The organism is Methylosinus sp. is20ea (genome assembly GCF_059718135.1).
In genome coordinates this window covers 3,634,193-3,661,145 of sequence record NZ_AP046088.1, presented here as the reverse complement: position 1 = coordinate 3,661,145, position 26,953 = coordinate 3,634,193, and the positions used below count along the sequence as shown (strand labels likewise).

Below are 26,953 nucleotides of genomic sequence, written 5' to 3'. Positions count from 1 at the left end.
CACGCCGCCAAAGGACACGGACGCTGAACGCATGACTTTCATTACGCCGCGAGACGATCGCGATCTGGCGCAGGACGGCGGCGCCCCGAACTTCGATGTCGCCTCACTCTACGCCGAGCGGGAGAGCGAGCGTTTCGCGCTGCACTCGCAGCATCTCAACGAGATGTGGGTGCGGGTGCTGAAAACGATCGGTTATGACGTCGGATTCGTGCGCGGCGTCGGCCAATATCTCTATGACCGCAAGGGCGCGCGCTATCTCGACCTGCTGAGCGGCTGGGGCGTGTTCGCGGTCGGCCGCAATCATCCTGCGCTGCGCGCGGCGCTGATGAGCGTGCTCGGCGCCGAGCTGCCCAATCTCGTGCAGCTCGATGTGTCGGTGCCCGCGGCGCTGCTCGCCGAGCGGCTGCTCTCCTTCGCGCCTTATATGGAGAAAGTCTTCTTCGCCAATTCCGGCACGGAAGCCGTCGAGGCGGCGATCAAATTTTCGCGCGCGGCGACGGGCCGCGCGGGCATATTGCATTGCGCGCATTCCTTTCACGGACTCACCTATGGCGCGCTGTCGCTCAATGGCGACGAGATTTTCAAAAAGGGCTTCGGCCCGCTGCTGCCGAATACGCGTGAGATTCCCTTCGACGATCTCGCCGCGCTCGAGGAAGCGCTGCGCCATCGCGACGTCGCCGCCTTCTTCGTCGAGCCCATTCAGGGCAAGGGCGTGAACATGCCGGCGCCGGACTATCTCGCGCAGGCTGCGGCGCTCTGCCGTAAATATGGGACGCTGCTCGTCGCCGACGAGATTCAGACCGGCCTCGGCCGCACCGGAAAATTCTTCGCCATAGAGCATTATGGCGTCGAGCCCGATCTCCTGCTCGTCGCCAAGGCGCTGTCGGGCGGCCATGTGCCGGTCGGCGCGGTGCTGACGCGCAAATGGATCTTCGACAAAATGTTCGACCGCATGGATCGCGCGGTCGTGCATGGCTCCACCTTCGGCAAGAATGATCTCGCAATGGCCGCTGGCCTCGCGACGCTCGAGGTCATCGCGAATGAGAAGCTCGTCGAGAACTCCGCCGCGAAGGGCGAGCGTCTGCTCGCAGCCTTCCGCGTCATGGCCGAACGCTACGAGCTCGTCGCGGATGTGCGCGGCAAAGGGCTGATGATCGGAATCGAATTCGGCGAGCCGCGCTCGCTGAAGCTGAAAGCCGCGTGGAACCTGCTCGAGACGGTGAATTCGGGCCTGTTCTGCCAGCTCATCAGCATTCCGCTGTTCGAGCAGCACAAGGTGCTGACGCAAGTCGCCGGCCATGGCAATCACACCATCAAGCTGCTGCCGCCGCTCACCATCGACGATTTCGATTGCGATTGGATCGAGCGCTCGTTCGACAAGGTCATCGCCGAGGCGCATCACGCGCCTGGCGCGGTCTGGTCGCTCGGCAAGACGCTCGCCGGCCATGCTCTGAAGGCCAAGCTCGGCTGACACGCCAAGGTTAACCGAATTGGGAACGCGCCTTGCTCCTGGCAGGCGCGCGACAGGGAGCCGCGCCGATTTGACACGTCGGCGCAAATTTCCGCCCTGCCGCGCTCTGCTTCGAGACGAAAGGCGTCGAATATGCGTATCAGTGCGACGATTCTGTCAGCGGCCTTGCTGGCCGCGCTCGCCGGGCTTCCCTCCCCGTCCCTCGCCGGCGCGCGAGGGCCGGTCGTCATTCGCGGGCTCGGCCCCGATGATTTTTCCCCCCGAGTCGCCGTAAATGTCCGGCCGATTCGCCCGGCCCATTCGCCGCGCCGCTGGCGGGAGCCGGAGCCGACCTATGTCCGCGCCGCAATGGCGCCGCAGCGCTATGACCGCGTCGCGTCGGAAGATGCGGCGGTGTGGCCGCAGCCGATCAGAACGCGCTATCGCACGAATGAATTCGCGCCCGCGCCCTATATCGAGCCGGCCTATTATCCGCAGAGCAATCCTTACGACCGCGCCTATCGCCCCGGCGCCTATACGGCGGCCGATCCGATTCCGCCGAGGCCTGCGCCGGTCTATGGCTATTATCTCGATGAAGGCCCCTTCCCTGCGGCGAGATGAGCGGAATCTCCCCTGGCTTTCGTGCGAAGCTTCGCGAAACGGACGCATTGATCGGCTTTGACGTCATGCGTCTGTTCGCGGCCGGAATGACGCCATAAGGGAGACGCCATGACCATGCTGACCCGGCGCGCCTTTCTGCGGGGCGCGCTCGCCGGCGCGGCTTCCGCCTTCGCGGGAGCGGCCTATGCTTTCGGCTATGGGCCGCTGCAGGCGCCGGGCGTCGCCCGCTATCGCGTCGCGCCGCGCAACTGGCCGAAGGGCTTCGCTTTGGAGATCGCCGCGCTCTCCGATCTTCACGCCTGCGATCCCTGGATGTCGATCGAGCGCATCGACGCCATTGTCGATCGGATGAATGCGCTGAAGCCCGACGTCATCGTGCTGCTCGGCGACTATGTCGCAGCGCTGCATCATTTCGCCACGCCGATCCCGGCGACGCAATGGGCGCGCGCGCTCTCGCGCCTCAGAGCTCCGCTCGGCGTGCATGCGATCCTCGGCAATCACGACATGTGGGACGATCGCAAGGTTCAGCGTCACGGCGGCGGCGAAACGATCGCGCGCAGCGCGCTCGAGGACAATGGGATTCCCGTCTATGAGAATGCGACCGTGCGTCTAGCGCACGACGGCCGCGCCCTCTGGCTCGCCGGCCTCGCGGACCAATATGCGATTTCCGTCGGACGACGCAGATGGAAGGGGCTCCACGATCTGCCGGCGACGCTCGCCGCCGTCACCACCGATGATCCGGTGATTCTATTGGCGCATGAGCCCGACATTTTTCCCGATGTGCCGGAGCGCGTCGCTCTGACGCTCTGCGGACATACGCATGGCGGACAGGTGCGGCTCTTCGGCTGGGCGCCGATCGTGCCCTCGCGCTTCGGCAATCGCTATGTCTATGGACATATCGTCGAGGACGAGAAGCATCTCATCGTCTCCGGCGGATTGGGATGCACGGGCCTTCCGGTGCGCTTCGGCGCGCCGCCGGAAGTGCTTCACATTCGTGTCGAAGCGCCGGCGGCGTGACGCGCCGGCGCGTCCGCCTCACTCGCCGGCCGCCTTCAGCTTCTCGCCACTCTGGCTGCGCGCCAGAAGCTCGGTGAGCGCGCGGCGATATTCGACCGGCATCACCTTGCGGAACTTCGGCTTGTAATTCTCCCAATCGTCGAGGATCGCGCGCGCGCGCGTCGAGCCCGTGTAGCGCAGATGATTGGAGATGAGATGCTTCAGACGCTCGGCGTCGAAGCGCGTCATATCGGTCATCACATCGACTCGGCCATGCTGCTCGAGATCGCCGCTCTGATGATAGGCCTGCGTCATCGCAATCTCCTCGTCGCGCACCGGCTCGAGATCGACCATTGCGAGATTGCAGCGCTCGGCGAAACCGCCGTCCTCATCGAGCACATAGGCCACGCCGCCCGACATGCCGGCCGCGAAATTGCGGCCGGTCTGACCGAGCACGACGACGACGCCGCCGGTCATATATTCGCAGCCATGATCGCCGACGCCCTCGACGACCGCGAAGGCGCCGGAGTTGCGCACGGCGAAGCGCTCGCCGGCGACGCCGCGGAAATAGGCCTCTCCCGCAATGGCGCCATAGAGCACTGTGTTGCCGATGATGATCGACTTCTCCGGAACGATCTGCTTGGCCTCGCGCGAGGGATAGACGATCACCTTGCCGCCGGAGAGACCCTTGCCGACATAGTCGTTCGCCTCGCCCTCGAGCCGCAGCGTCACGCCGCGTGCGAGAAAGGCGCCGAAGCTCTGTCCCGCCGTGCCGGCGGCGCGAATGTCGATCGTGTCCTCGGGCAGGCCCACATGGCCGTAGATGCGCGCCACCTCGCCGGACAGCATGGCGCCGGTCGAGCGATCGACATTGCGGATCGCCGTCTCGATGGATGTCTTCGCGCCGCGGTCGATCGAGGCGCGCGCCGCCTCGATGAGCCGATTGTCGAGAACCTTGTCGAGCCCGTGATCCTGCGCGAAGCTGTGGCGGATCGCGGCGCCCTCGCCCGCCGGCTTGTGGAACAACTTCGAGAAGTCGAGGCCCTTCGCCTTCCAATGGGCGAGCGCCTTCTCCTTGTCGAGCATCTGCATCTGGCCGATCAGCTCCTCGAAGCGGCGATAGCCCATGGCCGCCATCAGCTCGCGCACCTCTTCGGCGACGAAGAAGAAGAAATTGATGACATGCTCGGGCTGGCCGACGAAGCGCTTGCGCAACACCGGGTCCTGCGTCGCGACGCCGACGGGGCAAGTGTTGAGATGGCATTTGCGCATCATCACACAGCCCGCCGCGATGAGCGGCGCCGTGGCGAAGCCGAATTCATCCGCGCCGAGCAGCGCGCCGACGATGACGTCGCGGCCCGTGCGCAGGCCGCCGTCGACCTGCACGGCGATGCGCGCGCGCAGACCATTCAGCACCAAGGTCTGATGCGTCTCGGCGAGGCCGATCTCCCACGGGCTGCCGGCGTGCTTGATGGAGGTGAGCGGCGAGGCGCCCGTGCCGCCGTCATAGCCCGAGATCGTCACATGATCGGCGCGGCCCTTGGAGACGCCGGCGGCGACCGTGCCGACGCCGACCTCGGAGACGAGCTTCACAGAGACATTGGCGCGCGGATTGACGTTCTTCAAATCGAAGATCAGCTGCGCCAAATCCTCGATCGAGTAAATATCATGATGCGGCGGCGGCGAGATGAGGCCGACGCCCGGCGTCGAATGGCGCACTTTGGCGATCACCGCATCGACCTTGTCGCCCGGCAATTGGCCGCCCTCGCCGGGCTTTGCACCCTGCGCCATTTTGATCTGGATCATGTCGGAGTTGACGAGATATTCCGCCGTCACGCCGAAACGTCCAGAGGCCACCTGCTTGATCGCGGAGCGCGCGCTGTCGCCATTGGGCAGCGGCTTGAAACGCTCCGGCTCCTCGCCGCCTTCGCCCGTGTTCGACTTGCCGCCGATGCGATTCATCGCAATGGCGAGCGTCGTATGCGCCTCGCGCGAGATGGAGCCGAAGGACATGGCGCCGGTGGAGAAGCGCTTGACGATCTCGATCGCCGGCTCGACCTCGTCGAGCGGCACGGACGCGCGTCCATCCTCCTCCGCCGTCTTGACGCGGAACAGGCCGCGCAGATTGAGCAGCTTCTCGTCCTGCTCGTTCAAATGCTGCGCGAAGGCGCGATATTTATCCTGCGCATTGGCGCGCACGGCATGCTGCAGCAGCGACACCGTATGCGGCGTCCAGCTATGCGCCTCGCCGCGAATGCGGAAAGCGTAATCGCCGCCGACGTCCAGCGCATCGCGATAGATGGCCACATCGCCGAAAGCGTCCTTGTGACGGCGCACAGTCTCGGCCGCGATCTCGTCGAGGCCGACGCCCTCGACGCGCGTCGTCGTGCCGCGGAAGAATTCGTCGATGAAGCTCTGCGCGAGGCCAACGGCGTCGAAGATCTGCCCGCCGCAATAGGATTGATAGGTCGAGATGCCCATTTTCGACATGACCTTCAAAAGGCCCTTGTCGACCGCCTTGATGAAGCGCTTGATCGCCGTCGGCCCATCGACGTCGGACGGGAATTCCTCGGTCGAAGCCTCCAGCGTCTCGAAGGCGAGATAGGGGTTGATCGCCTCGGCGCCATAGCCGGCGAGCAGCGCGAAATGATGCACCTCGCGCGCTTCGCCCGTCTCGACGACGAGGCCCACCGAAGTGCGCAGGCCGCGGCGGATGAGATGATGATGCACGGCCGCCGTGGCCAGCAGCGCCGGAATCGGAATGCGATCCGGCCCCACCATGCGGTCGGAGAGGATGATGATGTTATAGCCGCCGTTCACCGCCTTTTCGGCGCGCTCGCCGAGCCGGTTCAGCGCCTCGCGCAGACCCGCGGCGCCGGTCGCGGCGTCATAGGTGATGTCCAGCGTCTTGGTGTCGAAGCTGTCCTCTATATGGCCGATGCAGCGGATCTTCTCGAGATCCTCATTGGTGAGGATGGGCTGGCGCACCTCGAGCCGCTTGCGCTTCGCCGAACCCTCGTGATCGAGAATATTCGGGCGTGGGCCGATGAAGGAGACGAGGCTCATCACCAACTCCTCGCGGATCGGATCGATCGGCGGATTGGTGACTTGCGCGAAGTTCTGCTTGAAATAGGTGTAGATCAGCTTCGGCTTGTCGGAGAGCGCCGAGATCGGCGTATCCGTGCCCATGGAGCCGACCGCCTCCTGACCGGTGACGGCCATGGGAAAGAGCAGCAGATCGAGCTCCTCCTGCGAATAGCCGAAGGCCTGCTGGCGATTGAGCAATGACACATCGGCGCGCGAGGCGCGAGGCTCGACGGGCTTCAGATCCTCGAGCACGATCTGCGTGCGCTCGAGCCATTGCTTGTAGGGATGCGAGGAGGCGAGCTCCTTCTTGATCTCGTCGTCGGAGACGATGCGTCCCTGCTCGAGATCGACGAGCAGCATCTTGCCCGGCTGCAGGCGCCACTTCTGCACGATCTTGTCCTGCGGGATCGGCAGCACGCCCATCTCGGACGCCATCACGACGAGCCCGTCCTCGGTCACGAGATAGCGCGCCGGACGCAGGCCGTTGCGATCCAGTGTCGCGCCGATCTGGCGGCCGTCGGTGAAGGCCATGGCGGCGGGACCGTCCCAGGGCTCCATCAGCGCGGCGTGATATTCGTAGAAGGCCTTGCGTTCGGCGTCCATCAGCGGATTGCCGGACCAGGCCTCCGGAATCAGCATCATCACCGCATGGGCGAGCGGATAGCCGCCCTGCACGAGAAATTCGAGCGCATTGTCGAAACAGGCGGTGTCGGACTGCCCCTCATAGGAGATCGGCCACAGCTTCTCGATGTCATTGCCGAACAGCGGCGAGGCGACCGACGCCTGCCGCGCCGCCATCCAGTTGAGATTGCCGCGCAGCGTGTTGATCTCGCCATTATGCGCGACAAAGCGATAAGGATGCGCGAGTCGCCAGGACGGAAAGGTGTTGGTGGCGAAGCGCTGATGCACGAGCGCGATGGCGCTGATGAAGCGCGGGTCTTTCAGATCGAGGAAATATTCCCCGAGCTGCGAGACCAGCACCATGCCCTTGTAGACGATGGTCTGCGACGACACCGAAACGGAATAATGCTCGCGAGCCGCCGGCCCCCGCGCGTAAATCTCGTTGGAGGCGGTCTTGCGCGCGAGATAGAGGCGGCGCTCGAAATCGACATCGCCGGTCACAGAGGGGCCGCGGCCGAAGAAGACCTGCCCATGCACCGGCTCGACCGCCTTCACCGCCTCGCCGAGATCGCTCGAATCGACGGGCGTATCGCGCCAGCCGAGCACGACGAGGTCCTGGCTCGCGGCGGCCGCCTCGATGAATTCCTTCGCCTTGGCGCGCTCCGCCTCGTCGCGCGAGAGGAAGAACTGGCCGATGGCGTAATGGCCGGCCTCCGGCAGCGCAAAACCGAGCTTGGCGCATTCGTCCGCGAAGAACTGGTGCGGAATCTGAACGAGAATGCCGCAGCCGTCGCCGAGCTTGGGGTCCGCGCCCACGGCGCCACGATGATCGAGATTGAGCAGGATCTGCAGACCCATCTCGACGATCTCATGGCTCTTGGCGTTATGCAGATTGGCGACGAAGCCGACGCCGCAGGAATCATGCTCTTTGGACGGATCGTAGAGGCCCTGAGCCTGCGGCAGGAGGGGGTCTCTGGCGTCGATCGCGGTCATGGCGGCGTCTCCCGGGCGAGTCCGGAGGCGGCTCGGCCCGATCGCCGCGCCCGCGTCCCCGTCCCCTATCGTCGAATTCTTCGATTTGCTCCGCAACGCGTGAAGGCGTCATCGGAGGAGAATGGTCAGCAAGGCTGACATATCAGCGGGAAATATTGTTGCCAGATTTACGCGCAGCACACAAGCAATCTGCCGCCACAAAACCGAAATCCCGGCGCATTCCACCTGCCGAGCGCGCCGCCTGCGTCCAAAGCTCGCCGCAATGGTCGCGGAAGCTCCGCTGTCGAGACGGGGCCCGACGATCAATGAAGATGTGGAGCGGTTCATGACGCTATCGAGACTGCGGCCGAAGGTCTTGCTCGCCCTTGCGAGCCTCGCGCCGATCGTGGCCGCGACGCCGGCTGCGGCGGATTTCTTCTTTCGCCCCTTCGGCTACGCCTTCCACCAGCCGGTTCCCGAGCCCGCGCCGAATGTCTCGCCGCGGGCCATCGCCGGAATTCTGGAAGAAGAGGGTTTTCGCCTCATCGGCGCGCTCGGCCGCCGCGGCGATCAAGTGGTGGCGACCGGCGTCGATCGCCGCGGGCGCTATCGGCGCTTCCTCATCGATCCCTATGAGGGCGAGATTCTGAAGTCCTGGCGCGTCGGGCCGGAGATCGTCCACGAAGCGCCGGGCGTCGGCGCGCCCTATGCCGCGCCGAAAGTGGGAGCGACAGAAGACCCTCTCGTCGTGCCGGGCCTCGGCGCCGAGCCGGCTCCGCTGGCGCGGCAGCCGTCAGCCGTGGCCCGACGAACGGAAGCGCCGGTCCGCGACCACGCAGCGGCGCCCGAAACGGTCGCGCGGCCGCACGCCGAACGCGCGCGACCCTCGCATGCAACGAAGCCGCCGGAGCGGCCTCCGACCACGCAGCGCGCCCCGCGCGCTTCGGACAAGCCGGCCTCGCTGCCTCTCGCGCCTGCGGTCAGTCCATCGCCGGCGCCAGCCGCGGGGCCGCCCGCATCGGACAAGCCGCCGACTCAGCCCGTCGCAGCGGCCCAGAAGCCCGCCGAGCCCACAATTCCGCCCCCCGCGCCGGACGCCGCGGCGTCGGGGCCACAGCAGGGCGCCGCTCGGAATTCAGGCGCCGCCGCTGCGACGCCCTCCGGCCCAGCAGATGCGGTCTCGACGGAGCCGTCGAAGGCTCCGCCAGCGAGCGAAACGGGCCAAAAGTCGACACCCGGCGGCTGAATAAAAAAAGGGGCGTCCCGAGGACGCCCTTTTTTGAACAATAGGCGCAGCCTATCGCGTCAGGCTACGCAGATCCCATCCTTTCAACCGGCTCATAAACGATCTGGTCTCCTCCCGGAATTAGGACTTCTTACGCAGAATGCCGAGAAAATAGCCATTGTGCCAGTCACTGTCCTGGTTCGACGGCAAACCGAGATTGGCGGGATGAACGCGACTGTCAGTCGAAAAAATCTCGATGCTGTAGAGAATTTCACATTGAGCGTGGGAGATTGCCTCGAATGTCCCCTCGCTCACGAATTCCCAATTCCAGTCGTCGACGATGAAAGCGAACTCGTCGTCGAGCGCCGGCAGCGCGTACAAGAGACCATCATATTGATCCTGCTTTTCGTGCGGGCCGTCGAACAGGTAGATATTGTGCTTTCCCACAGATCGATAATCGACATCTCGAAAATCGGACGTCAGCACGGAAACACGGTTCTTGCCGATGAACTTGCCGACATTCGTGAAGAACTGATCTGAAGGCCCATCGAACAAAGACCAATTATCGATCGCCGTGGCCTTGATCTTATTGCCATAGAGTGCAGAAACGAGCGTGGATCCTGCGCATGAGCCGACTTCCAGATATCTCGCATCGGGAGCTTCCGCCAATCGATTTATGAGATATCTATATTTCCTCCCGCTCATTCCCGCCATCGAGAGAACCTCGGGAGCGAGTTTCCCATAGTCGAGCTTTGCTTGTTCGAATGCGAGCCTCAGATGTTTCGCGAGATCCGTGGTGGGTTCCCCGGTGAACTGATATTGCTCGATAGTCATAAGTATCAATCCCAAGCGTCAGTAAGTCGAACGGCGCGGGGACCGTTTGCCCGTTTCGTGACGCAGAGTCAAGCCAGCGCTCGCGATCGAATATCGAAAAAAGCGCCGCCCAGCGGCTGAACGAAAAAAGAGGCGTCCCCGCGGGGACGCCTCGATTTTTTCGAAGGCTGCGAGCCGGCGCCGGTCAGGCGGCCTTGGCGTCGATCGTCTGCGCCGGAGCGCCGCCGCCGATCTCGATGCGGCGCGGCTTCTGCGCCTCGGGAATCTGGCGGACCAGATCGACATGCAACAGGCCGTTGGCGAGGCTCGCTCCCGTCACGACGACGTGATCGGCGAGCTGGAAGCGCCGCTCGAAGGCGCGGGCCGCAATGCCTTGATGCAGGATCTCGCGCTTGACGCCGGTCTCGGGCGCAGTCTCCTTGGCGCCCTTGATGGTCAGCGTGTTCTCGCGCGTTTCGATCGACAGATCTTCTCGCCCGAAGCCGGCCACCGCCAGGGTCACGCGATAGTCGTTCTCGCCCGTGCGCTCGATATTATAAGGAGGATAGGCGGGTGCCGCCTCCGGGCCCGCGCCCTGATCCAGCAGGGAAAACAGGCGATCGAAGCCGACGGTCGAGCGATAGAGCGGGGAAAGATCGAAGGGACGCATGTCATTGTCCTCCTAGAAGCGACATGTGGAGCGCGATCGGGATCGTCGTCCCCGCTCGCGCCGGGGATGAAGCGCGTCCGCTACGGCCCGCGCTGAAATTCATGTGGGAACGCGTTTCGCGCCCTGCAAGAGGCGCCGGAAACGGCCCGGTGTCGCAATTTTGTGACGGCGGCCGAGTTTTTCGCCGCGAGCGTGACGATTTCATTGACGCGGGAAATTTCGCGGCTCTAGGGTCGCGCATGGCGAAGCCCCGTTCATACGGCCCCTCGGCGAGACGCGCGTTCGTCTCGACTCTGGCGCTTTGCCTTTTCGCGTTGCAGGCGCTGTTCGCGGCCTCCGTCGCCCGATCTCACACGACGCCGGCAAACGCAGAACTCGGCGGCTTTTCCGCCTCCGCCTATTGCGAGCCGCACAGAGACGGCGGCGCGCCGCCCGCCGATCGCGGCCACGCGCCCTGCTGCATCCTCTGCGTCGGCGGACGCGACGCGCCGCCGCTCGCCGCGCCGGAGGCCGAGGAGCAAGCTTTCGCGACTCCGGTCTTCTCGATCGTCCCGCTCGCCTTTGGCTCGGCGGCGCCGGCGGAACACGAGCCAATCGGCTGGGCGAGCTCCTGGTCGTCGCGCGCCCCTCCCCTCGCCTGATCCGCCCCTCGCCCGATCCGCGCCGCATCCCGCGGCCCCCTTCGACATGAGGAAAGACAGACCGGACGCCGCTCTCGGCGCCCGGCGGACGCCTCGACGGATGGCGCCATGTTCGACAGCAAATTGCCCGACAGCAAATTGCCCGACGGCAAATTGTCCGACAGCAAATTCACACTGCGCGACCTGTTCGCGCGCACGCAGCGCGAGCTGACGCGGCTGCTCGCGCGGCGCGTCGGCCCCGATCACGCCCCGGACATCGTCCAGGAGGCGTTTTTACGCGTCGTGCATCGCAATATGACGGAGGAGATCGCCGATCCTTCCGCCTATCTGCGCCGCACGGCCGTCAATCTGGCGATGGATTTTTCGCGCCGTCGCCGGCTGGAGACGAAGATTTTCATCGCCGACGCCGACGCCTGCGACGCTCCCTCCGAGGAGGCGACGGCGGAGCAGAGGCTCGACGCCGACCGGCGCGCGCGCCTGCTCGCCGAAGCGATCGAGACGCTGCCGCCAAAATGCCGGGAGGTCTTCGTCCTGCGCATGCACGAGGACGTCCCGCAGGACGAGATCGCGCGGCGGCTGGGCATTTCCCGCAATATGGTGGACCGGCATTTGCGCATCGCCATTCGTCGCTGCCGAAACGCGGTCCAATAAAAATTCGCAGAGGCGCATCCCTTTTCGCGCCCTCGTTCGTCTGTAGGAGTGAGGAGTGAGTTTCGACCTATGACCGGCGGCCCGAACGACGACCGTGAGAGCGACGAATCGAGCGACGCCCCGGACGACGCCCAGGACGCGGCTGCTCGGGACGCGGCCGCCCAGGACGCCGCCACGGAGGACGCCGCCGTCGCCTGGTGGGTGAGGCGCGACGGCGCGCGGTTGTCCGCCGCCGAGAGCGCCGCTTTCGAGGCCTGGCTCGCCGATCCCGCCAACGCCGCGGCCTTCGAGGAAATCTGCGCGCTGTTGGGCGACGTGCGGGCGCTGAAGCCGCGCCGCGCCGCCGCCCCGGCGCAGGCGCGAAGACGACTCCGATGGGCCGTCGCGGCGGCGCTGGCCGCCTCCCTCGCGGCGCTCGCGAGCTTCGACCATCTGCGCCTCCTCTGGAGCTCCGACTTCCGCACCGCCACGGGCGAGACGCGCATCGTCGGCCTGTCGGACGGATCGAAGGTCCAGCTCGGCGCCAAATCGGCGATCGCGGTGCGTTACGCCGCCGGCAGGCGCGCGCTGACGCTGCTCGAAGGCGAGGCCTTTTTCGAGGTCGCGCCGGACGCCGCGCGGCCTTTCGTCGTGACGGCGGCGGGCGGCGCGGTGACGGCGCTCGGCACTTCCTTCGACATCGCGCTCGAAGACGGCGGCGCGCGCGTGACCGTCGCCGAGCACAAAGTCTCCATCGCGAGCCGCGGCGAGAAGACGCTGCTCGAAGAAGGACGCCAATGCGACTTCGGACCGGCGACGCCGACGAGCGCGCCCGTTCCCGTCGCCGTGCAGGACGAGACCGCCTGGCGGCGCGGCAAGCTCATCTTCGTCGATCGTCCGCTCGGCGAGGTCGTCGACATTCTCGCGCGCTATCACCGCGCCTTCGTGCTCGTGCCGAACACCGCCGTCCGCAAGCTGCGCGTCACTGGCGTCTTCGACGCGGCCGATCCGATCGGCGCCTTGCGCGCGATCGAAGCCTCGCTCGATCTCGATGCGATTCACATCGGCGATTATCTCGTGGTGCTGCGCGGATGAGGCGGAACGTCGCATCCTGCGCTCGAATTTTTTCGCGCGACGGACGTGCGAGTTTGCGCGCTCCATTCGTCAGAGTTCACAGAGGGACTGTTTCGTCCCGGCTGAGAACTCGGAGAGCGGCGGATGAAGCGGCGATTTTTTTGTCTCGAGAATAAGAACATGGGCGCGACAGCGATAGCGACGGCTCTGAGCGCTCTCGTCCTCGGCCAGGACGCGCCGGCCATAGCGCATGTCGCAATGCCGGAGACGGAACTCGCCGCCGCCGTGCGCAGCTATGAGATTCCAGCGGGCTCCATCGCTCTGGCGCTCAATCGCCTCGCCGACGCCACTGGCGCGCAGCTCGTCTACAAATCGCGGCTGACGCGCGATCTCACGACGCGCGGACTCTCCGGCGCCTTCACGCTGGAAGACGCGCTCGATCGCCTGCTCGCGGGAACCGGCATCGGCTATCGCTTGGCGCGCGATGGACGCAGCGTCGCCATCGTGCTCGCGCAGAACGAGACTGTGCGCAATGACGCCGGCGCCGTTCCTTTGCCGCCGATCGACATAGCAGCCGAGCGCGAGCGCGCGCTGCGCGCCGCCGCGAGGCGCGCGGACGGACCCTTCACGCCGATCGGCGCAACGGAAATCAGCGGCGAAGCGCTCGACGCTCAGCGTCCCAACGCCAGCGACACGTCACAGCTTCTCTATGCGGCGCCGGGCGTCGATCTCTATGAGGCGGGCGGCGTGTCGCGACTGCCCGCGCTGCATGGCCTCGCCGACGACCGCATCAAGATTCTGCTGGGCGGCGTCGAGATCACCTCGGCCTGCGCCAATCACATGAATCCGCCGCTCTCCTATATCGATCCGAACAATGTCGGAAAGATCGAGGTGCTCTCCGGCGTGACGCCTGTGAGCAAAGGCGGCGATTCCATCGCGGGCACGATATCGGTGGAGCCCAAGCCGCCGATCTTCGCCAATCCGCGCGTCGCCTCCGCGCCCGGCCTCGTCCCGTCCATCGCGCCGGGCGTCATCGCCTCCGGCTCCGTCTCGGGCTTCTTCCGCAGCACCAACAGCGGCTTCGGAGTTTCGGGAACGGCGAATGTCGCCACCGAGCATTTCAGCCTGCTCTACAATAGCGGCTACACGCGCGGCTCCGACTATCACTCCGGCGACAATGGCCCCAAGGTTCTCTCCACCGGCTTCATCTCCGAAAATCATTCGGCGACTCTCGCCTATCAGAACGACGGACATCTCTTCACGCTGAGAGGCGGATATCAGAACATTCCCTATCAGGGCTTCGTCAATCAGCGCATGGATATGACCGCCAATCGCGCCTATTCCGTCGACGCCGGCTATAAGGGCGCGTTCGAATGGGGAAGGCTCGAGGCGCGCGCCTTCTGGCAGCATACCGCGCATGAGATGGGCTTTCTCTACGACAAGCAGCCCTCCGATATGCCGATGAATACGTCGGGAACGGATTATGGCTATTCGCTGAAGGCGGAGATTCCGCTCGACCCCTCCAATCTTCTGCGCGTCGGCAATGAGTTCCACGGCAATCATCTGAACGACTGGTGGCCGCCGATCCCCGGCAGCATGATGATGGGACCCGCCACCTATTGGAACATCAACGGCGGCCAGCGCGACCGCGTCGGCACATTCGCGGAATGGGAGGCCAAGTGGTCGCCGCAATGGACGACACTGCTCGGCGTGCGCAACGACACCGTCTGGACGAACACCGGAAACGCCGCCGCCTATGACCCGCGCGTCTCGATCCCGATGGGCATGATGAGCATGGCCAATCCGGACGCTGCCGCCGCCAATCGGTTCAACGCCCGCGGCCATGCGCGCACCGACGTCAATTTCGACATGACGGCGCTCGTGCGCTATCAGGCCGACGAGACGAGCTCCTACGAGCTCGGCTATTCGCGCAAGACGCGCTCGCCCAATCTCTACGAGCGCTACGCCTTCGGCGTCGGCGGCATGGCCAGCAGCATGATCGGCTGGTTCGGCGACGCCAATGGCTATGTCGGCAATCCCGATCTGAAGCCCGAGGTCGCGCATACGGTGAGCTTCACGGCGGCGTGGCGCGACCCGGTCGATCATGACTGGGAAGCGAAGGCGACGCCCTATTTCAGCTATGTCGAGAACTTCATCGACGCCGATCGCATCGGCGGATTCACCGACAAGAATGGAAGCTGGTTCCCCATTCTGCAGTTCCGCAATCACAAGGCGGAGCTCTATGGCTTCGACCTCTCCGGCCGCGGCAAGCTCTATGAGGCGCCGGACGTCGGCCGCTTCACGCTCTCGGGCGTCATCGGCTATGTCTATGGCGAGAATCTCGATCGCGGCGACGGGCTCTATCACATCATGCCGCTCAATGCGCGCTTCGCGCTCGAGCACAAGCTCGGCGGCTGGAGCAGCGCCGTCGAGCTGCAGCTCGTCGACAGCAAGACGCATGTAAACACGGCGCGCAATGAATTGAAGACGCCGTCCTATGGCCTCGTCAATCTGCGCACGAGCTATGAATGGGACGCGTTCCGCATCGATCTCGGCGTCACCAATGTCGCCGATGTGCGCTACGACTCGCCGCTCGGCGGCTTCTATTTCGCCAACTACATGAAGACGAGCATACCCGGCGCCGTGCCCGGACAGGGCCGCTCCTATTACGCCGGCCTGACCATCAAGTTCTGACCCCTCGCCTTTTGCGCGGTCGGGCGAGTCGTGCGATAGACCGGACGAGAGGCGCGATGCGTCTCTCGTCCCGGACGCAGCAGGACCGCCCGACATGCCGCTCACCGAACCCCAGCTCATCGGAACGCCGAACAATCCCGTGCCGCCCAATGCGTCGGTCTTCGCCATTCGCACGGCGGACGGACGCATGTTGCGCGCCGCGAGCTTTTCGCCGCCACGCGGGGCGATCGGCACAGTGGCGCTGTTTCAGGGCCGGGCCGAGTTCATCGAGAAATATTTCGAGACGATCGACGATCTGCTGGCGCGCGATTTTCACGTGGTGACGCTGGATTGGCGCGGACAGGGCGGCTCGGAGCGCGACCTCGCCGATCCGCGCAAGGGCCATGTCGACGATTTCGCGCTCTATCAACGCGATCTCGACGCTTTCATCACCGATGTGCTAGCGCTGAACTGCCCCTCGCCCTGGCATGCGCTGGCTCATTCCATGGGCGGCGCCATTCTGCTCGACCGCGCCCATTCGGCGCGCTCGCCCTTCGATCGGGTGATCGTCGCCGCGCCGATGATCGATTTCGAAGGCCTGCGCTTTCCGATCGGCGCGCGCGCCATCGCCGACACGCTCGACATGTTCGGGTTCGGCGCGATGTATGTGCCGGGCGGCGGCCCGAAATCGCTCGAGGAGCTGCCCTTCGAGAACAATCGGCTGACCTCCGACCTCGCGCGCTTCGCCCGCAACGCCGATGTGGTGCGCGCCGCGCCGCATCTGGCGATCGGCGATCCGACAGTCGGCTGGGCCAACGCCGCCTTCCGCCTGATGAAGCAATTCGCCACGCCCGAATACGCCCGTTCCGTGCGCACGCCGGTGATGGCCTTTCTCTGCGGGCGCGACCGCATCGTGTCCTCGCGCGCGATCGAGCGCTTCGCGCAGCGCCTTCCGGTCGCCAGCCTCATAGAGGTTCCCGGCGCGCGTCACGAATTGCTGATGGAGCGCGGCGAATTGCGCGAGCAGTTCTGGGCGGCCTTCGACGCTTTCGTCCCCGGCGAGACGGTGGATCGCGCCTAGCGCTCTTATAGGAGCGAGCCTGAAGGCTCGCGGTCCATGGGCGCGCTTGGACCGCGAGCCTTCAGGCTCGCTTCTCGAGACACGTCAGCTCATCCGACGCGAGGCGCTAGGGCATGTTCCCGAAAAGTGCGAAGCGGTTTCGGATCACTCGAAGGCGGTCTGGAAGCGCACGATCGCCCGCGCCACTGGCCGCGTCGGCAGATAGCAAAAGGAGTTTGTGGCGATCTTCGCCTCTTTGCAATGCTCGTGCTCGGCGTTCCACTCATAGCCGAGCCGCTCCATGCAGCCGACGATCTGATCGTGCAGCACCCTGCTGTTCTTGTGCCGCTCTTCGGGCAGCTTGGTCTCGCTGTCGAGCTCGCAATCGGTCACGTCGATCTTCAGCCCGGCGAAATAGCGCCCGCTGCTGCTGCTCGTCACGAAGACGAGCTCTGTGGCGACGATGAAGGCGAGGCCGATCGCGAAGGCGACGCGCGCTTTGAACTTGCTGTCGAAATAATCGACCCCGATGAAGGACAAAGCGCCCAGAGCGAAAAGGCCGCCGCCGAGCACCAGCGTCAGCGGAGCCACAAAGGCGGCAATGTCCTCGTTCATCGGCACGTCTCCCGTCTGTTCCCGACAGGGCGCCGCCTTCCCCTCAGTCTCGAGGTAAAATGGAGCAAAAGCTCCAATCGGCAAGCGCCCCGCGGGCGAAGAGAGAACTTAGCCGCGCCGTCGCGGCCGGGCTATTCGAATCTCAGCTGGAATGCAGTGATGGTGCGGTCGAAGCCGCTCTCCGGCAGATAGCAATAGGGATTGGTGGCGACCGGCGCGTCCTTGCAGTTGCGATGCGTCGGCGACCATTCATAGCCGGCCTCCTGCATGCAGCCGAGTATGTGCTTGTGAATGATGTGGGCGTCGCCGCCGAGACGCGCCTCCGGATGCGCCGACTCGCCCTCGAGCTCGCAAATGGAGGTCTGCACCTGCTGCGCCTTGAAGAAGGAGACGCTGCTGCCGGCGAGCACGACCTCCAGCGCCGCGATGATGAAGCCGCCGACGGCGAGCGCCGCGATCGCCTGAATGCGCGACCGCAGAAATTTGATGTCGATGAAGTAGAGGCCGCCGACCGCGATCAGCCCGCATCCGATGACGAGAGCAAAGGGGGTGATGAAAACCGAGAGATCTTGATTCATAGCCATTCCTCCTGCGTTACGAGCGCGAACGCCCTTATTCGATGATCTCGCGATCATCGGTTCAGCAGGAGTCATCAGCCTCTTCGGCGGTTATAGGGGGCACCCCATCCCCTGGCGCGACGGCTCTTGCCCCCGCGACCTTATGTAGCGATTTCGATACAGAAAGGCGGCGGCGACGTCAATGCGACGGAAGACCGCCGGAGCGCTCCGAACTCGGGTCAACGAGCAGCCATCTTTCAATCGTCGTGGCCGCGCTTGTCGCGGCCACGACATGAGCGGAATATCGGCTCCTTCTCCCCCGCGTGTCGCAATGTCTCGGCGTGGATCATCTGCGACAAGCGCAGGCATGACGCGATTGTGTAGGAATTGTTAACCTGGATTCGGAGTCCTGGAAGACGGCCAGACGACTTCACTTCGCCTCGGCGAAGCCCAGCGGCTTGGCGCCGTTCCGCGCCGGAACCGGCTCGCCGCGTGTGGCGGCGGCGATGGTCACGCCCGATTCGCCGCCGGCCGCCGCGGCGATGGCCTCGGGCGTGTCGGAGAGAAAGGCGGCGAGATCGTCGGCTCCGCGCGCCGCGACCTCGGCGAGCGCTTTGTCGTCGAGAAGCGTCCACGGATCGCCGGCGCCCCGCACGGCGATTTCGTCGGTCAGACGGCGGGCGCGTCTGCCATTGTGGTCGAAGACGTCGAAGACATAGGCGAAGCGCGCCGTTCCCTCGGCGCCCGCATAGGCGGTGAGATAGAAGCGCAATCGATAGGCGGACTCCGACTCCCCGGCGGAAGCGATGTCGCGGCTCTCGGCGGCGCGGACGAAGACCGGGCGGAAACGAGCGAGCGCCTCTTCGGGCGCGCCTTCGAGACTGGTGAGCGCCACTGGCGCGCCGCGCGGGCTGACGCCGGGACGTGGCGCCGGACGCTGCCGCTGCGCGAGCTGCTCGGGCCGCGGATGGCCGATCTCCACCGCCGTATCGACGCAGCCGGCGAGCGTGACGGCGCCGAAGGCCGCGCAGAAAGGCGCGCGAAAACGGCGGGCGGAGCGTTTCAGGTCGCGCATCGTCTCCGATTCCCTCCGCCGTATGATGAATGAATTGCTAACAATGATCGACGCAGTGGTCCAGCCCCCGCATTTCCTATCCGCAATTCCCTGCGTCTCCTTTCGCGCCGTGTTTTCGCCTCACTCGCGCCATCGACCGCATCGACGATCAAGCTCACGTTAACCTTACCGACATTCGATGCGCCTCAGCAGGGCGCGCAAAGCTTTCGTCAAGGTTGACGGAACCTTCGTTTAACCCCTGCACGGATAGGACTGGCGACAGTAGAGCCGTCGTCAGAGGAGTTTCGAGGACATGGCATTCGTTTCCGCCGCGCGCGCCCTGCGCTTCGCCGTCGCCCTGCTGGCGGCGGTCTCGCTCACCGCCTGCGCCAAGAACGCCGAGGATGAAAACGCCGCGCTCGCCGGCGCCAATGGCCGCGGCGGCTATGCGGCGCCCGGAAGCCCTCAGGATTTCGTCGTCAATGTCGGCGACCGCGTCTATTTCGAGACCGATTCGAGCGAGCTGACGCCGACGGCGCAGGCCACCCTCGACAAGCAGGTCGATTGGCTGCAGCGCTATGGACGCTATTCCTTCACCGTCGAAGGCCACGCCGACGAACGCGGCACGCGCGAATATAATTTCGCGCTCGGGGCCCGTCGCGCCGAAGTGGTGAAGAATTATCTCGCCTCGCGCGGGCTCGCGGCGCCGCGCATCCGCACGATCAGCTATGGCAAGGAGCGGCCGGTCGCCGTCTGCGATGACATTTCCTGCTGGTCGCAGAACCGCCGCGCCGTGACGGTGCTCTCGGGCGGAAATTCCTGACGCGAAAATGCGCCGGGGCAAGCCCCCGGCGCTTGCATCCTCGGCCGCGATGCGGCATGAGAGCCCCGACGGCGCGCCGTCACCGCAGGAGTGTAGCTCAATCGGCTAGAGCACCGGTCTCCAAAACCGGGGGTTGGGGGTTCGAGTCCCTCCACTCCTGCCAGATTCAAAAATCACACAATAAAATCAGTCGCTTCCGTCCTGTGGGACAGCATCCGTCCCATTCGGTGGGACAGTTTGTTCCCCTGCCGTTTCCCCGATCAGCCTTACGACGCCCGATGCGACGCGCTTGCTTTTCGCCCACCAACGTAAGGTCTCGAGGCCTGCCCTAACGTCATCCAGTCGTCGAGCGTTCCGGCGCCGCCGGACGGTGATCCGCGCAACCTCGACCATGTCGAATGGACCAAGAGCCCCGCCCGTGAATCACCGGCGGGGCTTTTTCGGCGGGGCTTTTTCTGCATTAACGAAATTTGATCGATTGATTTAGGTGGCCAGCAACCGTTCGTTGCTATGGGACCGGCGCGCCAATGATTGGCGTCGAACGAGGTATCGACATGTCGGTCGATCCAGACCTCGCGCGCCTCGTCGCGCGAACAATCGAGAACACCGATCGGCTTCTCGAGGACGAAAAAGCCTCCTGGGACGTCGCCGTGAAGGGCGTCGAGAAGGTTATTGCCGACCTCGTCACTCGCTACCCACAGCACAGCGACTGGATCGAGAAGCAATTTGCAGAGTGGCGGCGCAAGCATGGTCATTGACGCGCGCTTCTTCGCAGGCTGCAACTTTTTCGTTGCGATCTCCCCTGAACCCTGGTCCGATCGGTGAAAATACGGAATCGGCGCCGGGTGGAGGCACATGATTCGAAAAAATCCCACGGAATCGTCGAAGCAGTCGGCGGTCGCCGAATTCGATCGCGTATCGACCATGTTGAGCCTGATCGACTATCTGATTGTCGAGGCCAAGCAATCAGATCCAATGGTCGAATATTTCTTGCAAATGGCGAGATTATCACTGCTGGAAGAGGAACAGGCCCGCGCCGACGTCGAAGGCCGCAATTGACGGTGACGTCGCCTCGACGCATCCCGCGCAACGCGAAGGGACCAGCTGGCGCTTTCCGGCGAGCGACGACGCCGAGCCATCGATCTGAAAACATAGCGGACCGCCGACGCTCATCCTCCGGCACGCGGACAGGTCGTCCTCCGAATTTGTCTACCGGGCTGGAGGCAGCGCCAAAGAGTGGGACAGAGTCATTGACATATCGTTGATATAATTAGATTATTCCGCCGTCAGAAAAGCGGACAATATCTGTCCAACCCGTTGAAACGCAACAGAATGGCCAGCCACTCCACTCCTGCCAGCGCCGTCTCCCGAATTTACACGATCGCTTTCTTCCCCCCGGCCGCTCCGACGAGCGCCGAAATCGCGGAAAACCGCTGGCGAATACAAAAACGCCCCGCCTGTTCATCCGAGGTCGGGGCGTTTCTCGCGCCGGCTCCTGACGGAGTCGGAATCATCTGAGACTGCGAGCGCCCTGTGGCGAAAGCAAGGCGTCGCCGCGTGCTCGAGCCGCAGATCGGCGTGAACCAAATCCCGGCTCGCGACGCGGATCAGTCGGCCTTCGGAATCAGCGCCTTCAAACGCTCCGCGCCTTCCAGAGCCGCACGGCGCGGCAGTCCCCCCGGAGGCGGTCCGCCGAGCGGCGGGCCGGCGAAATGCTCGCCGGGCGGCGGCGGCCGGAAGGGCGGCGGCGGCACAGCGCGCACCGCCCTTCTGTCGATTCTCACCTGCAGCGTCGCGACATAGCGGCCCGCGCTCTCGCGCACCTCGCCGCGTGTCGTCTCGCCGGCGGCAAGCGCGATTCCATCCGTCGAATTCAGCGTGTCGCGCAGTCGGCCGCGCGCATAGTCGCCGAGATTGGCGTAGAGAAATTCGCTCAACGCGTCGGGCAGAAAGAATTGCGAGGTCAGCCGTGCCGCCCCGCCGTCGATGATCTTGAAATGAACATGCGTGGTGCGGCCTGGATACCAGCCGGGATAGATGCTCGAGAAGCGCGCGCGTCCGTCCGCCCCGGTGATTTGCGCGCCCCTCAGAAAGGTCTTTCCGGAGAGATCGAGCTGTCTGTCCTCGCCCTGGCCGCCAAAGCCGGAATAGCGGCCTTGCGCGTCACAATGCCAGACATCGACGCGGGCGCCCGGAAGGACCGCGCCGGTTTCGTCGTGAACGATGAAAGCAATGTCCAGCGGAACGCCGGCGAGCCCTTCGGCGATGTCCGATCGCCGCAGATCGAGATCGAGATAGAAGGGCCCCTCCTCCGCCGCCGCGGTCAAGGGAGGGGCGGCGGATTCGGGAGCGGCGGTCCCCGGGAGCACGGCGGTCGCCGAACCGGCGAGCGCCACGGCCACGAGGCCGCGTCGCGTCAAAGCAATTTTCTCGCGCATCGAATTTCCTTGGTCTTCGTCAGCGCGCCCAGGATGACGCGGCCCGATGTCGGCGGCGCGGCGGAAATTCTCTCCTTTGTTTCGGCTTCGTTTCATCTCGCCGCCGGTCGCCGTGGGGTGGGCTTTCTGCGCGGAGGGGCTATAAGTCGCGGTCGTCAGCCGTCCCGCATCTCGAATGAGCCGATCTCCCGTGAAACGTCCAACGCTCGATTCCTTCCGCCGCATCGTCGTCAAGGTCGGCTCCTCGCTGCTGGTCGATCCACGCGAGGCGAAGGTGAAGCGCGACTGGCTGGCGCGGCTCGCCGGCGATCTCGCGGCGGCGCATCGGCGCGGCGCGGATGTGCTCGTCGTCTCCTCGGGCGCCGTGGCGCTGGGACGCAGCGTTCTGGGCCTGCCCTCCGGCCCGCTGCCGCTCGAGGACAGCCAGGCGGCGGCCGCCGTGGGCCAGATCGCCCTCGCCCGCATATGGGCGGAGACGCTCGGCGATCTCGGCATCACAGCGGGGCAGATTCTCGTCACCTTCGGCGATACGGAGGAGCGCCGCCGCTATCTCTACGCCCGCGAATGCCTCACCCGGCTGCTCGCGCTGCGGGCGGTGCCGGTCATCAATGAGAACGACACGGTCGCGACCTCCGAGATTCGCTATGGCGACAATGACCGGCTCGCCGCCCGCGTCGCGACCATGGCGAGCGCCGATCTTCTGGTGCTGCTCTCGGACGTCGACGGTCTCTACACCGCCCCGCCGGCGAGCGATCCGAATGCGAAGCTGATCGAGATCGTTCCGCGGGTCACGGCGGAGGTGGAGGCGATGGCCGGCGGCGCCGCCTCGCAATTTTCGCGCGGGGGAATGCGCACCAAGATCGAGGCGGCCAAGATCGCCACCACCGGCGGCGCCCATATGGTCATCGCCGACGGCCGCGTGGAGGCGCCGCTCACCCGCATAACGGAAGGCGGGCCCTGCACCTGGTTCCTGACGCCCTCGACGCCGGTGACGGCGCGAAAAAAATGGATCGCCGGCTCGCTCGAGCCCAAGGGCGTGGTGCATGTGGACGAAGGGGCGGCGCGCGCGCTGTTTTCCGGCAAGAGCCTGCTGCCGGCCGGCGTCACGGCGCTCGAAGGCGGCTTCGCGCGCGGCGACTGCGTCGTGATCCGCAATGCGGCGGGCGGGGAAATCGGCCGTGGGCTGGTGACTTACGACGCATTGGACGCGGCCCGCATCATCGGCCGCTCCTCGCGCGACATAGAGGGCCTCCTCGGCTTCAAGGGCCCGGACGAGATCATCCATCGCGACGACATGGCGCTCGCCGGCGACTGATCCGCCGACGCCTCGGATTTTCAGCCGCCGAAACTCGGGCTCCGCCGCGGCCGCGGGTCTTGGCAGAGCCAATGAGCGCTCCCATATCTCGGGCGCCTGCCCGTCGAGAGGGCTGGTTCCAACTGGGAGAGACACATGTCACCCGAAGAACGCCAACTGCTTGCCGGTCTGTTCGAGCGTACGCGCAGCGCCGCCGGCGGTCAGCGCGATCAGGAGGCGGAGAGTTTCATCGCCGAGCAGCTGAAGTCGCAGCCGGGCGCGCCCTATCTGCTGGCGCAGACGGTTCTGGTGCAGGATCAGGCGCTGCAGGCGGCCAATCAACGGCTGCAGGAGCTGGACAGCCGCGTGCATGAGCTGGAGAGCCGGCCGCCGCAGCAGCAATCGGGCGGATTCCTCGGCGGACTGTTCGGCGGCGGGGCGCAGCGCCCTGCCCCGCCCCCGCCGCGTCCGGCCCCGCCGCCGGGCTATGGCCAGCAGCCGGCCTATCCGCAGCAAGCGCCGGGCGGTCAGCCGGGCGGTCCCTGGGGCGCGGCCCCGGCCGCCGCGCCGGGTTATGCGCCTCCCGGCTACGCCCCTCCGGGCTATGCTCCTCCAGGCTATCCGCCGCAGCAGCAGGCGGCCGCTGGTGGCGGCTTTCTGAAGGGCGCACTGGGCGCGGCGGCGGGCGTCGCCGGCGGCGTGCTGCTCGCCGATTCGATCCGCGGCCTGTTCCATGGCGGGGCCGGCGGCGCGGGGAGCAATCTCGGCATAGGCTCAGGCTTCGAGCACGCCAACGCCGGCGGCGGCGACACGATCATCAACAATTACTACGGCGACCAGGGCGGCGGCGCCAATCCCGACGCCGGCTACGCCAATCCCGATCCGGGCGGCCCCGATGTGCAGAGCGCCGATTACGACACGGATACCGGCGGCTTCGACGATGGCGGCGGAGACGGCGGCTTCGACGTGTGATCGGCGGCTCTTCGGTCGAATAGAGTTTGTGAGCGGCGCGCTTCGGCGCGCCGCTCGGAACGACGCGGCGCGTCACTCGAGCTTGACGAGCAGCGTTCCGCCGAAGGTCCTCGGAAAATCCTGAATCTGAATCGTGGCCGGCGCCGTCGGCGTGCCCGCGGTCCAAGTCTTGATCCATCTCTGGTCGGCGATGTTCTTGCTCCAGAGCTGAAAGCTATAGCGACCATCGTCGGTGCGCAGGCCCAGGCCGACATTGATGAGAGAATAGGCCGGCTGCCAATATTGAATGATGGCATGCGGGTCGGTCATCTGCATCCGATCCTGCCAAGCCAGATTGACATAGCCGAAAGCGGTGACCGGCTGATCGAAGCCGCCGAAATCCTTGAAGATCGGTCCGAGCGGGTGATCGTAATTGGCGCCGACGTTCACCGCCCATTTCGGCAGCAGCTCCCAGCGCGTGTTCGAGCGCGATAGAGTCAGCGGCGCGGTGAGGAAGCCCGCGGGCGCGGGACTGGGCGTCGGCCAGATCCAATCGGACGGAGGCGCGGCTTTGGCGAAGTCGATATAGCGCGCTTCGGTGTAAGCGCCGTTGAACCGCAGCCAAAGACGCTCGACCGGGCTCCACCGCCCCGTGAACTCGAAGCCTCTCAGCCGCACATGCGGGACATTGCCGAGATAGGTCTGGCGAAGCGGCTGGCCATTGGACGCGACGAAGCTCGTATCGACCATATTGGACTGAAAATTGAAGATGTCGGTCCAATAGAAATTGAAATTGGCGATGAGCTTCTCGTCGAGCCAGTTGGTCTTGACGCCGATCTCGTAATCCCAATTCTGCTCCGGCTTGGTGAAGAGCGGCTGCCATCCGAGAAAATTCGTACCGGACCACACCGATCTCGCCGAGACATTGACCTGTGACGCCTTCTCGCCACGGCCGACCAGTCCGAACAGCAGAATATTGTCATCGATCTTGTAGGACGGGTTGAAAACGCCGGTCAGCATGTTGCGCGCGCGCGTCTGGCCGCCGGTGTCGTAATATCCGCCGCCGCCGCCGCCACGCACCGCCGTATCGGTCTGAGCGATCGTGTAAGCGGTGTTCCAATATCTCTCCCACGCGAAGACCGAGCCCTCCTTGATCTCGTAGCTGTCTCGCAAGCCGAAAGTCAGCGCGAGGCGATCGTCGACATGCAGAGTTTCCTGCGTGTAGGCGGCCGCCTGGAAGGTGCGTGACGCTCCATCGGTGTGCTGCTCGACGCGATTGAGCAATTGCGGATCGGTCGTCGCCGCGCCGAACCATCGCGCGGCGTTGCTGCCGAAATCCGTGCGGCTGAACGACCAGATTCGCTCATAGAAGGTGAAGAGGCCGAACTGCCATTCCAGCGTCTGTTCCTTCGGAGAGGCAAGGCGCAGCTCCTGGGAATATTGCGCGACATGCGGGTCGCTGAATCCGCTCGTCAGCTCGAGCTCTTCATTCTCGTTATTGTAAGTGTAATTGGGGTGATCGACATAGAAGGCCCAGGCGGAGATGGAGGTCAGCGTATTGTCGCCGATTCGCCAGTTCAGCTCGTTTGAGGCGCTTATGGTCTGCTGGCTGAAGACGGCGCTATGCGTGAATTCCGGCGAATACGGATCGATCGTCGTCATGACGAGATGAAGCCGGTTCCACAAGTTTTGGGCGAATGACGCGCCGACCGTTCCATTCGCATAGATCGGAACGGAATCGCCGATCACGCCAGTGTGGTGGTTCGCGCCGATATATTCGTGCGATGTCCCGTAGCTGAAGATCACGCGATCGGTGATATCGTCTCCGACATAGTAGAGCTGCCCGCGAATTCCCCAGCGATCATTGTTGAGATAGCCCGCGCCCGTCACCTTGTCGTTGATCCAGCCGTCGCCCTTGTCGAAATAGGCGGTCAAGCGATAGGCGAGCTTATCGTCGATGATCGGGCCGGTGACATTCAGCTTCTCGACGACATGGCTGTAATTGGCGAAAGACGTCTCCAGGGTCGCCTTGCGCTCGAAGGACGGCAATTGCGTGCGAATGATGATGTTGCCGACAGTCGTGTTCTTGCCGCCCGCCGCGCCTTGCGGGCCGAGGCCGACCTCGAAGGATTCGAGCTCGACGAAATCGGCCCATTGGAAGCCCACATTCTTGAAGAACACATTGTCGACGATGAAGCCCGTCTCCGATTCCGCGCCATTTCCGGTTCCGGCGCCGACGCCGACGCCGCGCAGGGCCGGCGTCCCCGTCTGGGGATTGGCGATATTGGGGCGGTAATTCGGAGCCAATTGCGAGAAATCGGAGAGTCGATCGAGATGCTCTTCCGTCGCACGCGTTCCATTGATGATCGCGGCCGAGCGCGGCGCCTTCAGCAGGACGCGCTCTTCCTGCCGCGTCAGCCCCTCCTGCGACGGACCGCCGACCCGCACATCTTCGACCTGCGCGTCTTGAGAGAATGCGCCGGGCGGCGCCGCGAAAACGAGCAGAGGCCCGAGCAGCAACGGCGCCGACGACGCCGTGGAACAGAGCCAATTCCGTAGATGTCTGGTAGCGCCGATCATTCGCATATCGCTGTTCCCGCCCATTAATTACATTAATATGGTAGATTTTATATGCATATGCAACAGCCTAGGCGCGGCGGCGACAGCCCCTGAAAGGTTGCAAACTGT

Annotated in this window: 22 protein-coding genes, 1 tRNA gene and 1 riboswitch; of the genes, 15 read left to right on the top strand and 8 right to left on the bottom strand. The window is 64.9% G+C overall.

Annotated elements, in window-relative coordinates:
• The first annotated feature begins 31 nt into the window (after nucleotides 1–31).
• The 3 genes from AC6IY7_RS17055 (at nucleotide 32) to AC6IY7_RS17045 (ending at nucleotide 3,088) form a co-directional block, all read left to right on the top strand.
• Nucleotides 32–1,471 carry an aspartate aminotransferase family protein gene (locus AC6IY7_RS17055; protein ID WP_497780599.1) on the top strand — a complete coding sequence of 480 codons (1,440 nt, stop codon included), beginning with the start codon at nucleotides 32–34 and terminating at the stop codon, nucleotides 1,469–1,471.
• Nucleotides 1,472–1,603: 132 nt separating this feature from the next.
• Nucleotides 1,604–2,071: a hypothetical protein gene (locus AC6IY7_RS17050; protein ID WP_497780598.1), complete on the top strand. Its 468-nt coding sequence runs from the start codon at nucleotides 1,604–1,606 to the stop codon at nucleotides 2,069–2,071.
• Nucleotides 2,072–2,185: 114 nt separating this feature from the next.
• Nucleotides 2,186–3,088: a metallophosphoesterase gene (locus AC6IY7_RS17045; protein ID WP_497782870.1), complete on the top strand. Its 903-nt coding sequence runs from the start codon at nucleotides 2,186–2,188 to the stop codon at nucleotides 3,086–3,088.
• An 18-nt stretch (nucleotides 3,089–3,106) separates the two neighbouring features.
• Here AC6IY7_RS17045 and gltB read toward each other — a convergent pair whose 3' ends face one another.
• Nucleotides 3,107–7,768 (bottom strand): glutamate synthase large subunit, encoded by a 4,662-nt coding sequence (gene gltB, locus AC6IY7_RS17040; RefSeq protein ID WP_497780597.1) that lies wholly within the window; start codon nucleotides 7,766–7,768, stop codon nucleotides 3,107–3,109.
• A gap of 325 nt (nucleotides 7,769–8,093) precedes the next feature.
• On the opposite strand from gltB, the gene AC6IY7_RS17035 reads away from it, so the two are divergent.
• Nucleotides 8,094–8,993, top strand: a complete 900-nt coding sequence (locus AC6IY7_RS17035; RefSeq protein ID WP_497780596.1) for a hypothetical protein — start codon at nucleotides 8,094–8,096, stop codon at nucleotides 8,991–8,993.
• Between the two features lie 120 nt (nucleotides 8,994–9,113).
• Here the strand turns inward: AC6IY7_RS17035 and AC6IY7_RS17030 are convergent, their stop codons facing one another.
• Complete coding sequence (locus AC6IY7_RS17030) at nucleotides 9,114–9,806, bottom strand: hypothetical protein (protein WP_497780595.1); 693 nt, start codon at nucleotides 9,804–9,806, stop codon at nucleotides 9,114–9,116.
• Between the two features lie 184 nt (nucleotides 9,807–9,990).
• On the bottom strand, nucleotides 9,991–10,455 hold the full coding sequence (locus AC6IY7_RS17025; protein ID WP_497780594.1) for an Hsp20 family protein: 465 nt from the start codon (nucleotides 10,453–10,455) through the stop codon (nucleotides 9,991–9,993).
• A gap of 239 nt (nucleotides 10,456–10,694) precedes the next feature.
• On the opposite strand from AC6IY7_RS17025, the gene AC6IY7_RS17020 reads away from it, so the two are divergent.
• From AC6IY7_RS17020 to AC6IY7_RS17000, 5 genes are all read left to right on the top strand, one after another.
• A complete protein-coding gene (locus AC6IY7_RS17020; protein ID WP_497780593.1) occupies nucleotides 10,695–11,096 on the top strand; it encodes a hypothetical protein in 402 nt (133 codons plus the stop codon).
• A gap of 108 nt (nucleotides 11,097–11,204) precedes the next feature.
• On the top strand, nucleotides 11,205–11,747 hold the full coding sequence (locus tag AC6IY7_RS17015) for an RNA polymerase sigma factor (protein ID WP_497780592.1): 543 nt from the start codon (nucleotides 11,205–11,207) through the stop codon (nucleotides 11,745–11,747).
• A gap of 69 nt (nucleotides 11,748–11,816) precedes the next feature.
• Nucleotides 11,817–12,821: a FecR family protein gene (locus AC6IY7_RS17010; protein ID WP_497780591.1), complete on the top strand. Its 1,005-nt coding sequence runs from the start codon at nucleotides 11,817–11,819 to the stop codon at nucleotides 12,819–12,821.
• A 159-nt stretch (nucleotides 12,822–12,980) separates the two neighbouring features.
• The gene (locus AC6IY7_RS17005; RefSeq protein WP_497780590.1) at nucleotides 12,981–15,494 is read left to right on the top strand and encodes a TonB-dependent receptor; all 2,514 of its coding nucleotides are present in this window, start codon (nucleotides 12,981–12,983) and stop codon (nucleotides 15,492–15,494) included.
• Nucleotides 15,495–15,588: 94 nt separating this feature from the next.
• Nucleotides 15,589–16,554, top strand: a complete 966-nt coding sequence (locus AC6IY7_RS17000) for an alpha/beta fold hydrolase (RefSeq protein WP_497780589.1) — start codon at nucleotides 15,589–15,591, stop codon at nucleotides 16,552–16,554.
• 144 nt (nucleotides 16,555–16,698) lie between these two features.
• Here AC6IY7_RS17000 and AC6IY7_RS16995 read toward each other — a convergent pair whose 3' ends face one another.
• The 3 genes from AC6IY7_RS16995 to AC6IY7_RS16985 all read right to left on the bottom strand — a co-directional run bounded on the left by AC6IY7_RS16995 (nucleotide 16,699) and on the right by AC6IY7_RS16985 (nucleotide 18,780).
• Entirely contained in the window at nucleotides 16,699–17,148 is a 450-nt protein-coding gene (locus tag AC6IY7_RS16995; protein ID WP_497780588.1) for a hypothetical protein, read from the bottom strand.
• A 131-nt stretch (nucleotides 17,149–17,279) separates the two neighbouring features.
• The gene (locus tag AC6IY7_RS16990) at nucleotides 17,280–17,726 is read right to left on the bottom strand and encodes a hypothetical protein (RefSeq protein ID WP_497780587.1); all 447 of its coding nucleotides are present in this window, start codon (nucleotides 17,724–17,726) and stop codon (nucleotides 17,280–17,282) included.
• 58 nt (nucleotides 17,727–17,784) lie between these two features.
• Nucleotides 17,785–17,847: riboswitch (Fluoride riboswitch) on the bottom strand.
• A gap of 288 nt (nucleotides 17,848–18,135) precedes the next feature.
• Nucleotides 18,136–18,780 (bottom strand): hypothetical protein, encoded by a 645-nt coding sequence (locus tag AC6IY7_RS16985; RefSeq protein WP_497780586.1) that lies wholly within the window; start codon nucleotides 18,778–18,780, stop codon nucleotides 18,136–18,138.
• 292 nt (nucleotides 18,781–19,072) lie between these two features.
• Between AC6IY7_RS16985 and pal the strand changes: the two genes are divergently transcribed.
• The 4 genes from pal to AC6IY7_RS16965 all read left to right on the top strand — a co-directional run bounded on the left by pal (nucleotide 19,073) and on the right by AC6IY7_RS16965 (nucleotide 20,641).
• A complete protein-coding gene (gene pal / locus AC6IY7_RS16980; protein ID WP_497780585.1) occupies nucleotides 19,073–19,582 on the top strand; it encodes a peptidoglycan-associated lipoprotein Pal in 510 nt (169 codons plus the stop codon).
• Nucleotides 19,583–19,668: 86 nt separating this feature from the next.
• Nucleotides 19,669–19,745 (top strand) — tRNA-Trp (locus AC6IY7_RS16975).
• Nucleotides 19,746–20,109: 364 nt separating this feature from the next.
• Nucleotides 20,110–20,340: a hypothetical protein gene (locus tag AC6IY7_RS16970; protein ID WP_497780584.1), complete on the top strand. Its 231-nt coding sequence runs from the start codon at nucleotides 20,110–20,112 to the stop codon at nucleotides 20,338–20,340.
• 166 nt (nucleotides 20,341–20,506) lie between these two features.
• The gene (locus AC6IY7_RS16965; RefSeq protein WP_281433676.1) at nucleotides 20,507–20,641 is read left to right on the top strand and encodes a hypothetical protein; all 135 of its coding nucleotides are present in this window, start codon (nucleotides 20,507–20,509) and stop codon (nucleotides 20,639–20,641) included.
• Nucleotides 20,642–21,189: 548 nt separating this feature from the next.
• On the opposite strand, the gene AC6IY7_RS16960 is transcribed toward AC6IY7_RS16965, so the two are convergent.
• Nucleotides 21,190–22,020, bottom strand: a complete 831-nt coding sequence (locus AC6IY7_RS16960) for a dioxygenase family protein (protein WP_497780583.1) — start codon at nucleotides 22,018–22,020, stop codon at nucleotides 21,190–21,192.
• A gap of 175 nt (nucleotides 22,021–22,195) precedes the next feature.
• On the opposite strand from AC6IY7_RS16960, the gene proB reads away from it, so the two are divergent.
• Both proB and AC6IY7_RS16950 read left to right on the top strand, forming a co-directional pair.
• Nucleotides 22,196–23,335, top strand: coding sequence for a glutamate 5-kinase (gene proB, locus AC6IY7_RS16955; protein WP_497780582.1), 1,140 nt, complete (start codon nucleotides 22,196–22,198; stop codon nucleotides 23,333–23,335).
• A 135-nt stretch (nucleotides 23,336–23,470) separates the two neighbouring features.
• Complete coding sequence (locus AC6IY7_RS16950) at nucleotides 23,471–24,286, top strand: DUF2076 domain-containing protein (protein WP_497780581.1); 816 nt, start codon at nucleotides 23,471–23,473, stop codon at nucleotides 24,284–24,286.
• A 72-nt stretch (nucleotides 24,287–24,358) separates the two neighbouring features.
• Here AC6IY7_RS16950 and AC6IY7_RS16945 read toward each other — a convergent pair whose 3' ends face one another.
• A complete protein-coding gene (locus tag AC6IY7_RS16945) occupies nucleotides 24,359–26,845 on the bottom strand; it encodes a TonB-dependent receptor (RefSeq protein ID WP_497780580.1) in 2,487 nt (828 codons plus the stop codon).
• Nucleotides 26,846–26,953 lie beyond the last annotated feature (108 nt).

Bases quoted from the DNA above. Each gene is read 5' to 3' on its own strand.
- AC6IY7_RS17055 (WP_497780599.1), top strand. From the start codon at position 32: ATGACTTTCATTACGCCGCGAGACGATCGCGATCTGGCGCAGGACGGC.
- AC6IY7_RS17050 (WP_497780598.1), top strand. From the start codon at position 1,604: ATGCGTATCAGTGCGACGATTCTGTCAGCGGCCTTGCTGGCCGCGCTC.
- AC6IY7_RS17045 (WP_497782870.1), top strand. From the start codon at position 2,186: ATGCTGACCCGGCGCGCCTTTCTGCGGGGCGCGCTCGCCGGCGCGGCT.
- gltB (WP_497780597.1), bottom strand. From the start codon at position 7,768: ATGACCGCGATCGACGCCAGAGACCCCCTCCTGCCGCAGGCTCAGGGC.
- AC6IY7_RS17035 (WP_497780596.1), top strand. From the start codon at position 8,094: ATGACGCTATCGAGACTGCGGCCGAAGGTCTTGCTCGCCCTTGCGAGC.
- AC6IY7_RS17030 (WP_497780595.1), bottom strand. From the start codon at position 9,806: ATGACTATCGAGCAATATCAGTTCACCGGGGAACCCACCACGGATCTC.
- AC6IY7_RS17025 (WP_497780594.1), bottom strand. From the start codon at position 10,455: ATGCGTCCCTTCGATCTTTCCCCGCTCTATCGCTCGACCGTCGGCTTC.
- AC6IY7_RS17020 (WP_497780593.1), top strand. From the start codon at position 10,695: ATGGCGAAGCCCCGTTCATACGGCCCCTCGGCGAGACGCGCGTTCGTC.
- AC6IY7_RS17015 (WP_497780592.1), top strand. From the start codon at position 11,205: ATGTTCGACAGCAAATTGCCCGACAGCAAATTGCCCGACGGCAAATTG.
- AC6IY7_RS17010 (WP_497780591.1), top strand. From the start codon at position 11,817: ATGACCGGCGGCCCGAACGACGACCGTGAGAGCGACGAATCGAGCGAC.
- AC6IY7_RS17005 (WP_497780590.1), top strand. From the start codon at position 12,981: ATGGGCGCGACAGCGATAGCGACGGCTCTGAGCGCTCTCGTCCTCGGC.
- AC6IY7_RS17000 (WP_497780589.1), top strand. From the start codon at position 15,589: ATGCCGCTCACCGAACCCCAGCTCATCGGAACGCCGAACAATCCCGTG.
- AC6IY7_RS16995 (WP_497780588.1), bottom strand. From the start codon at position 17,148: ATGAACGAGGACATTGCCGCCTTTGTGGCTCCGCTGACGCTGGTGCTC.
- AC6IY7_RS16990 (WP_497780587.1), bottom strand. From the start codon at position 17,726: ATGAATCAAGATCTCTCGGTTTTCATCACCCCCTTTGCTCTCGTCATC.
- AC6IY7_RS16985 (WP_497780586.1), bottom strand. From the start codon at position 18,780: ATGCGCGACCTGAAACGCTCCGCCCGCCGTTTTCGCGCGCCTTTCTGC.
- pal (WP_497780585.1), top strand. From the start codon at position 19,073: ATGGCATTCGTTTCCGCCGCGCGCGCCCTGCGCTTCGCCGTCGCCCTG.
- AC6IY7_RS16970 (WP_497780584.1), top strand. From the start codon at position 20,110: ATGATTGGCGTCGAACGAGGTATCGACATGTCGGTCGATCCAGACCTC.
- AC6IY7_RS16965 (WP_281433676.1), top strand. From the start codon at position 20,507: ATGTTGAGCCTGATCGACTATCTGATTGTCGAGGCCAAGCAATCAGAT.
- AC6IY7_RS16960 (WP_497780583.1), bottom strand. From the start codon at position 22,020: ATGCGCGAGAAAATTGCTTTGACGCGACGCGGCCTCGTGGCCGTGGCG.
- proB (WP_497780582.1), top strand. From the start codon at position 22,196: ATGAGCCGATCTCCCGTGAAACGTCCAACGCTCGATTCCTTCCGCCGC.
- AC6IY7_RS16950 (WP_497780581.1), top strand. From the start codon at position 23,471: ATGTCACCCGAAGAACGCCAACTGCTTGCCGGTCTGTTCGAGCGTACG.
- AC6IY7_RS16945 (WP_497780580.1), bottom strand. From the start codon at position 26,845: ATGATCGGCGCTACCAGACATCTACGGAATTGGCTCTGTTCCACGGCG.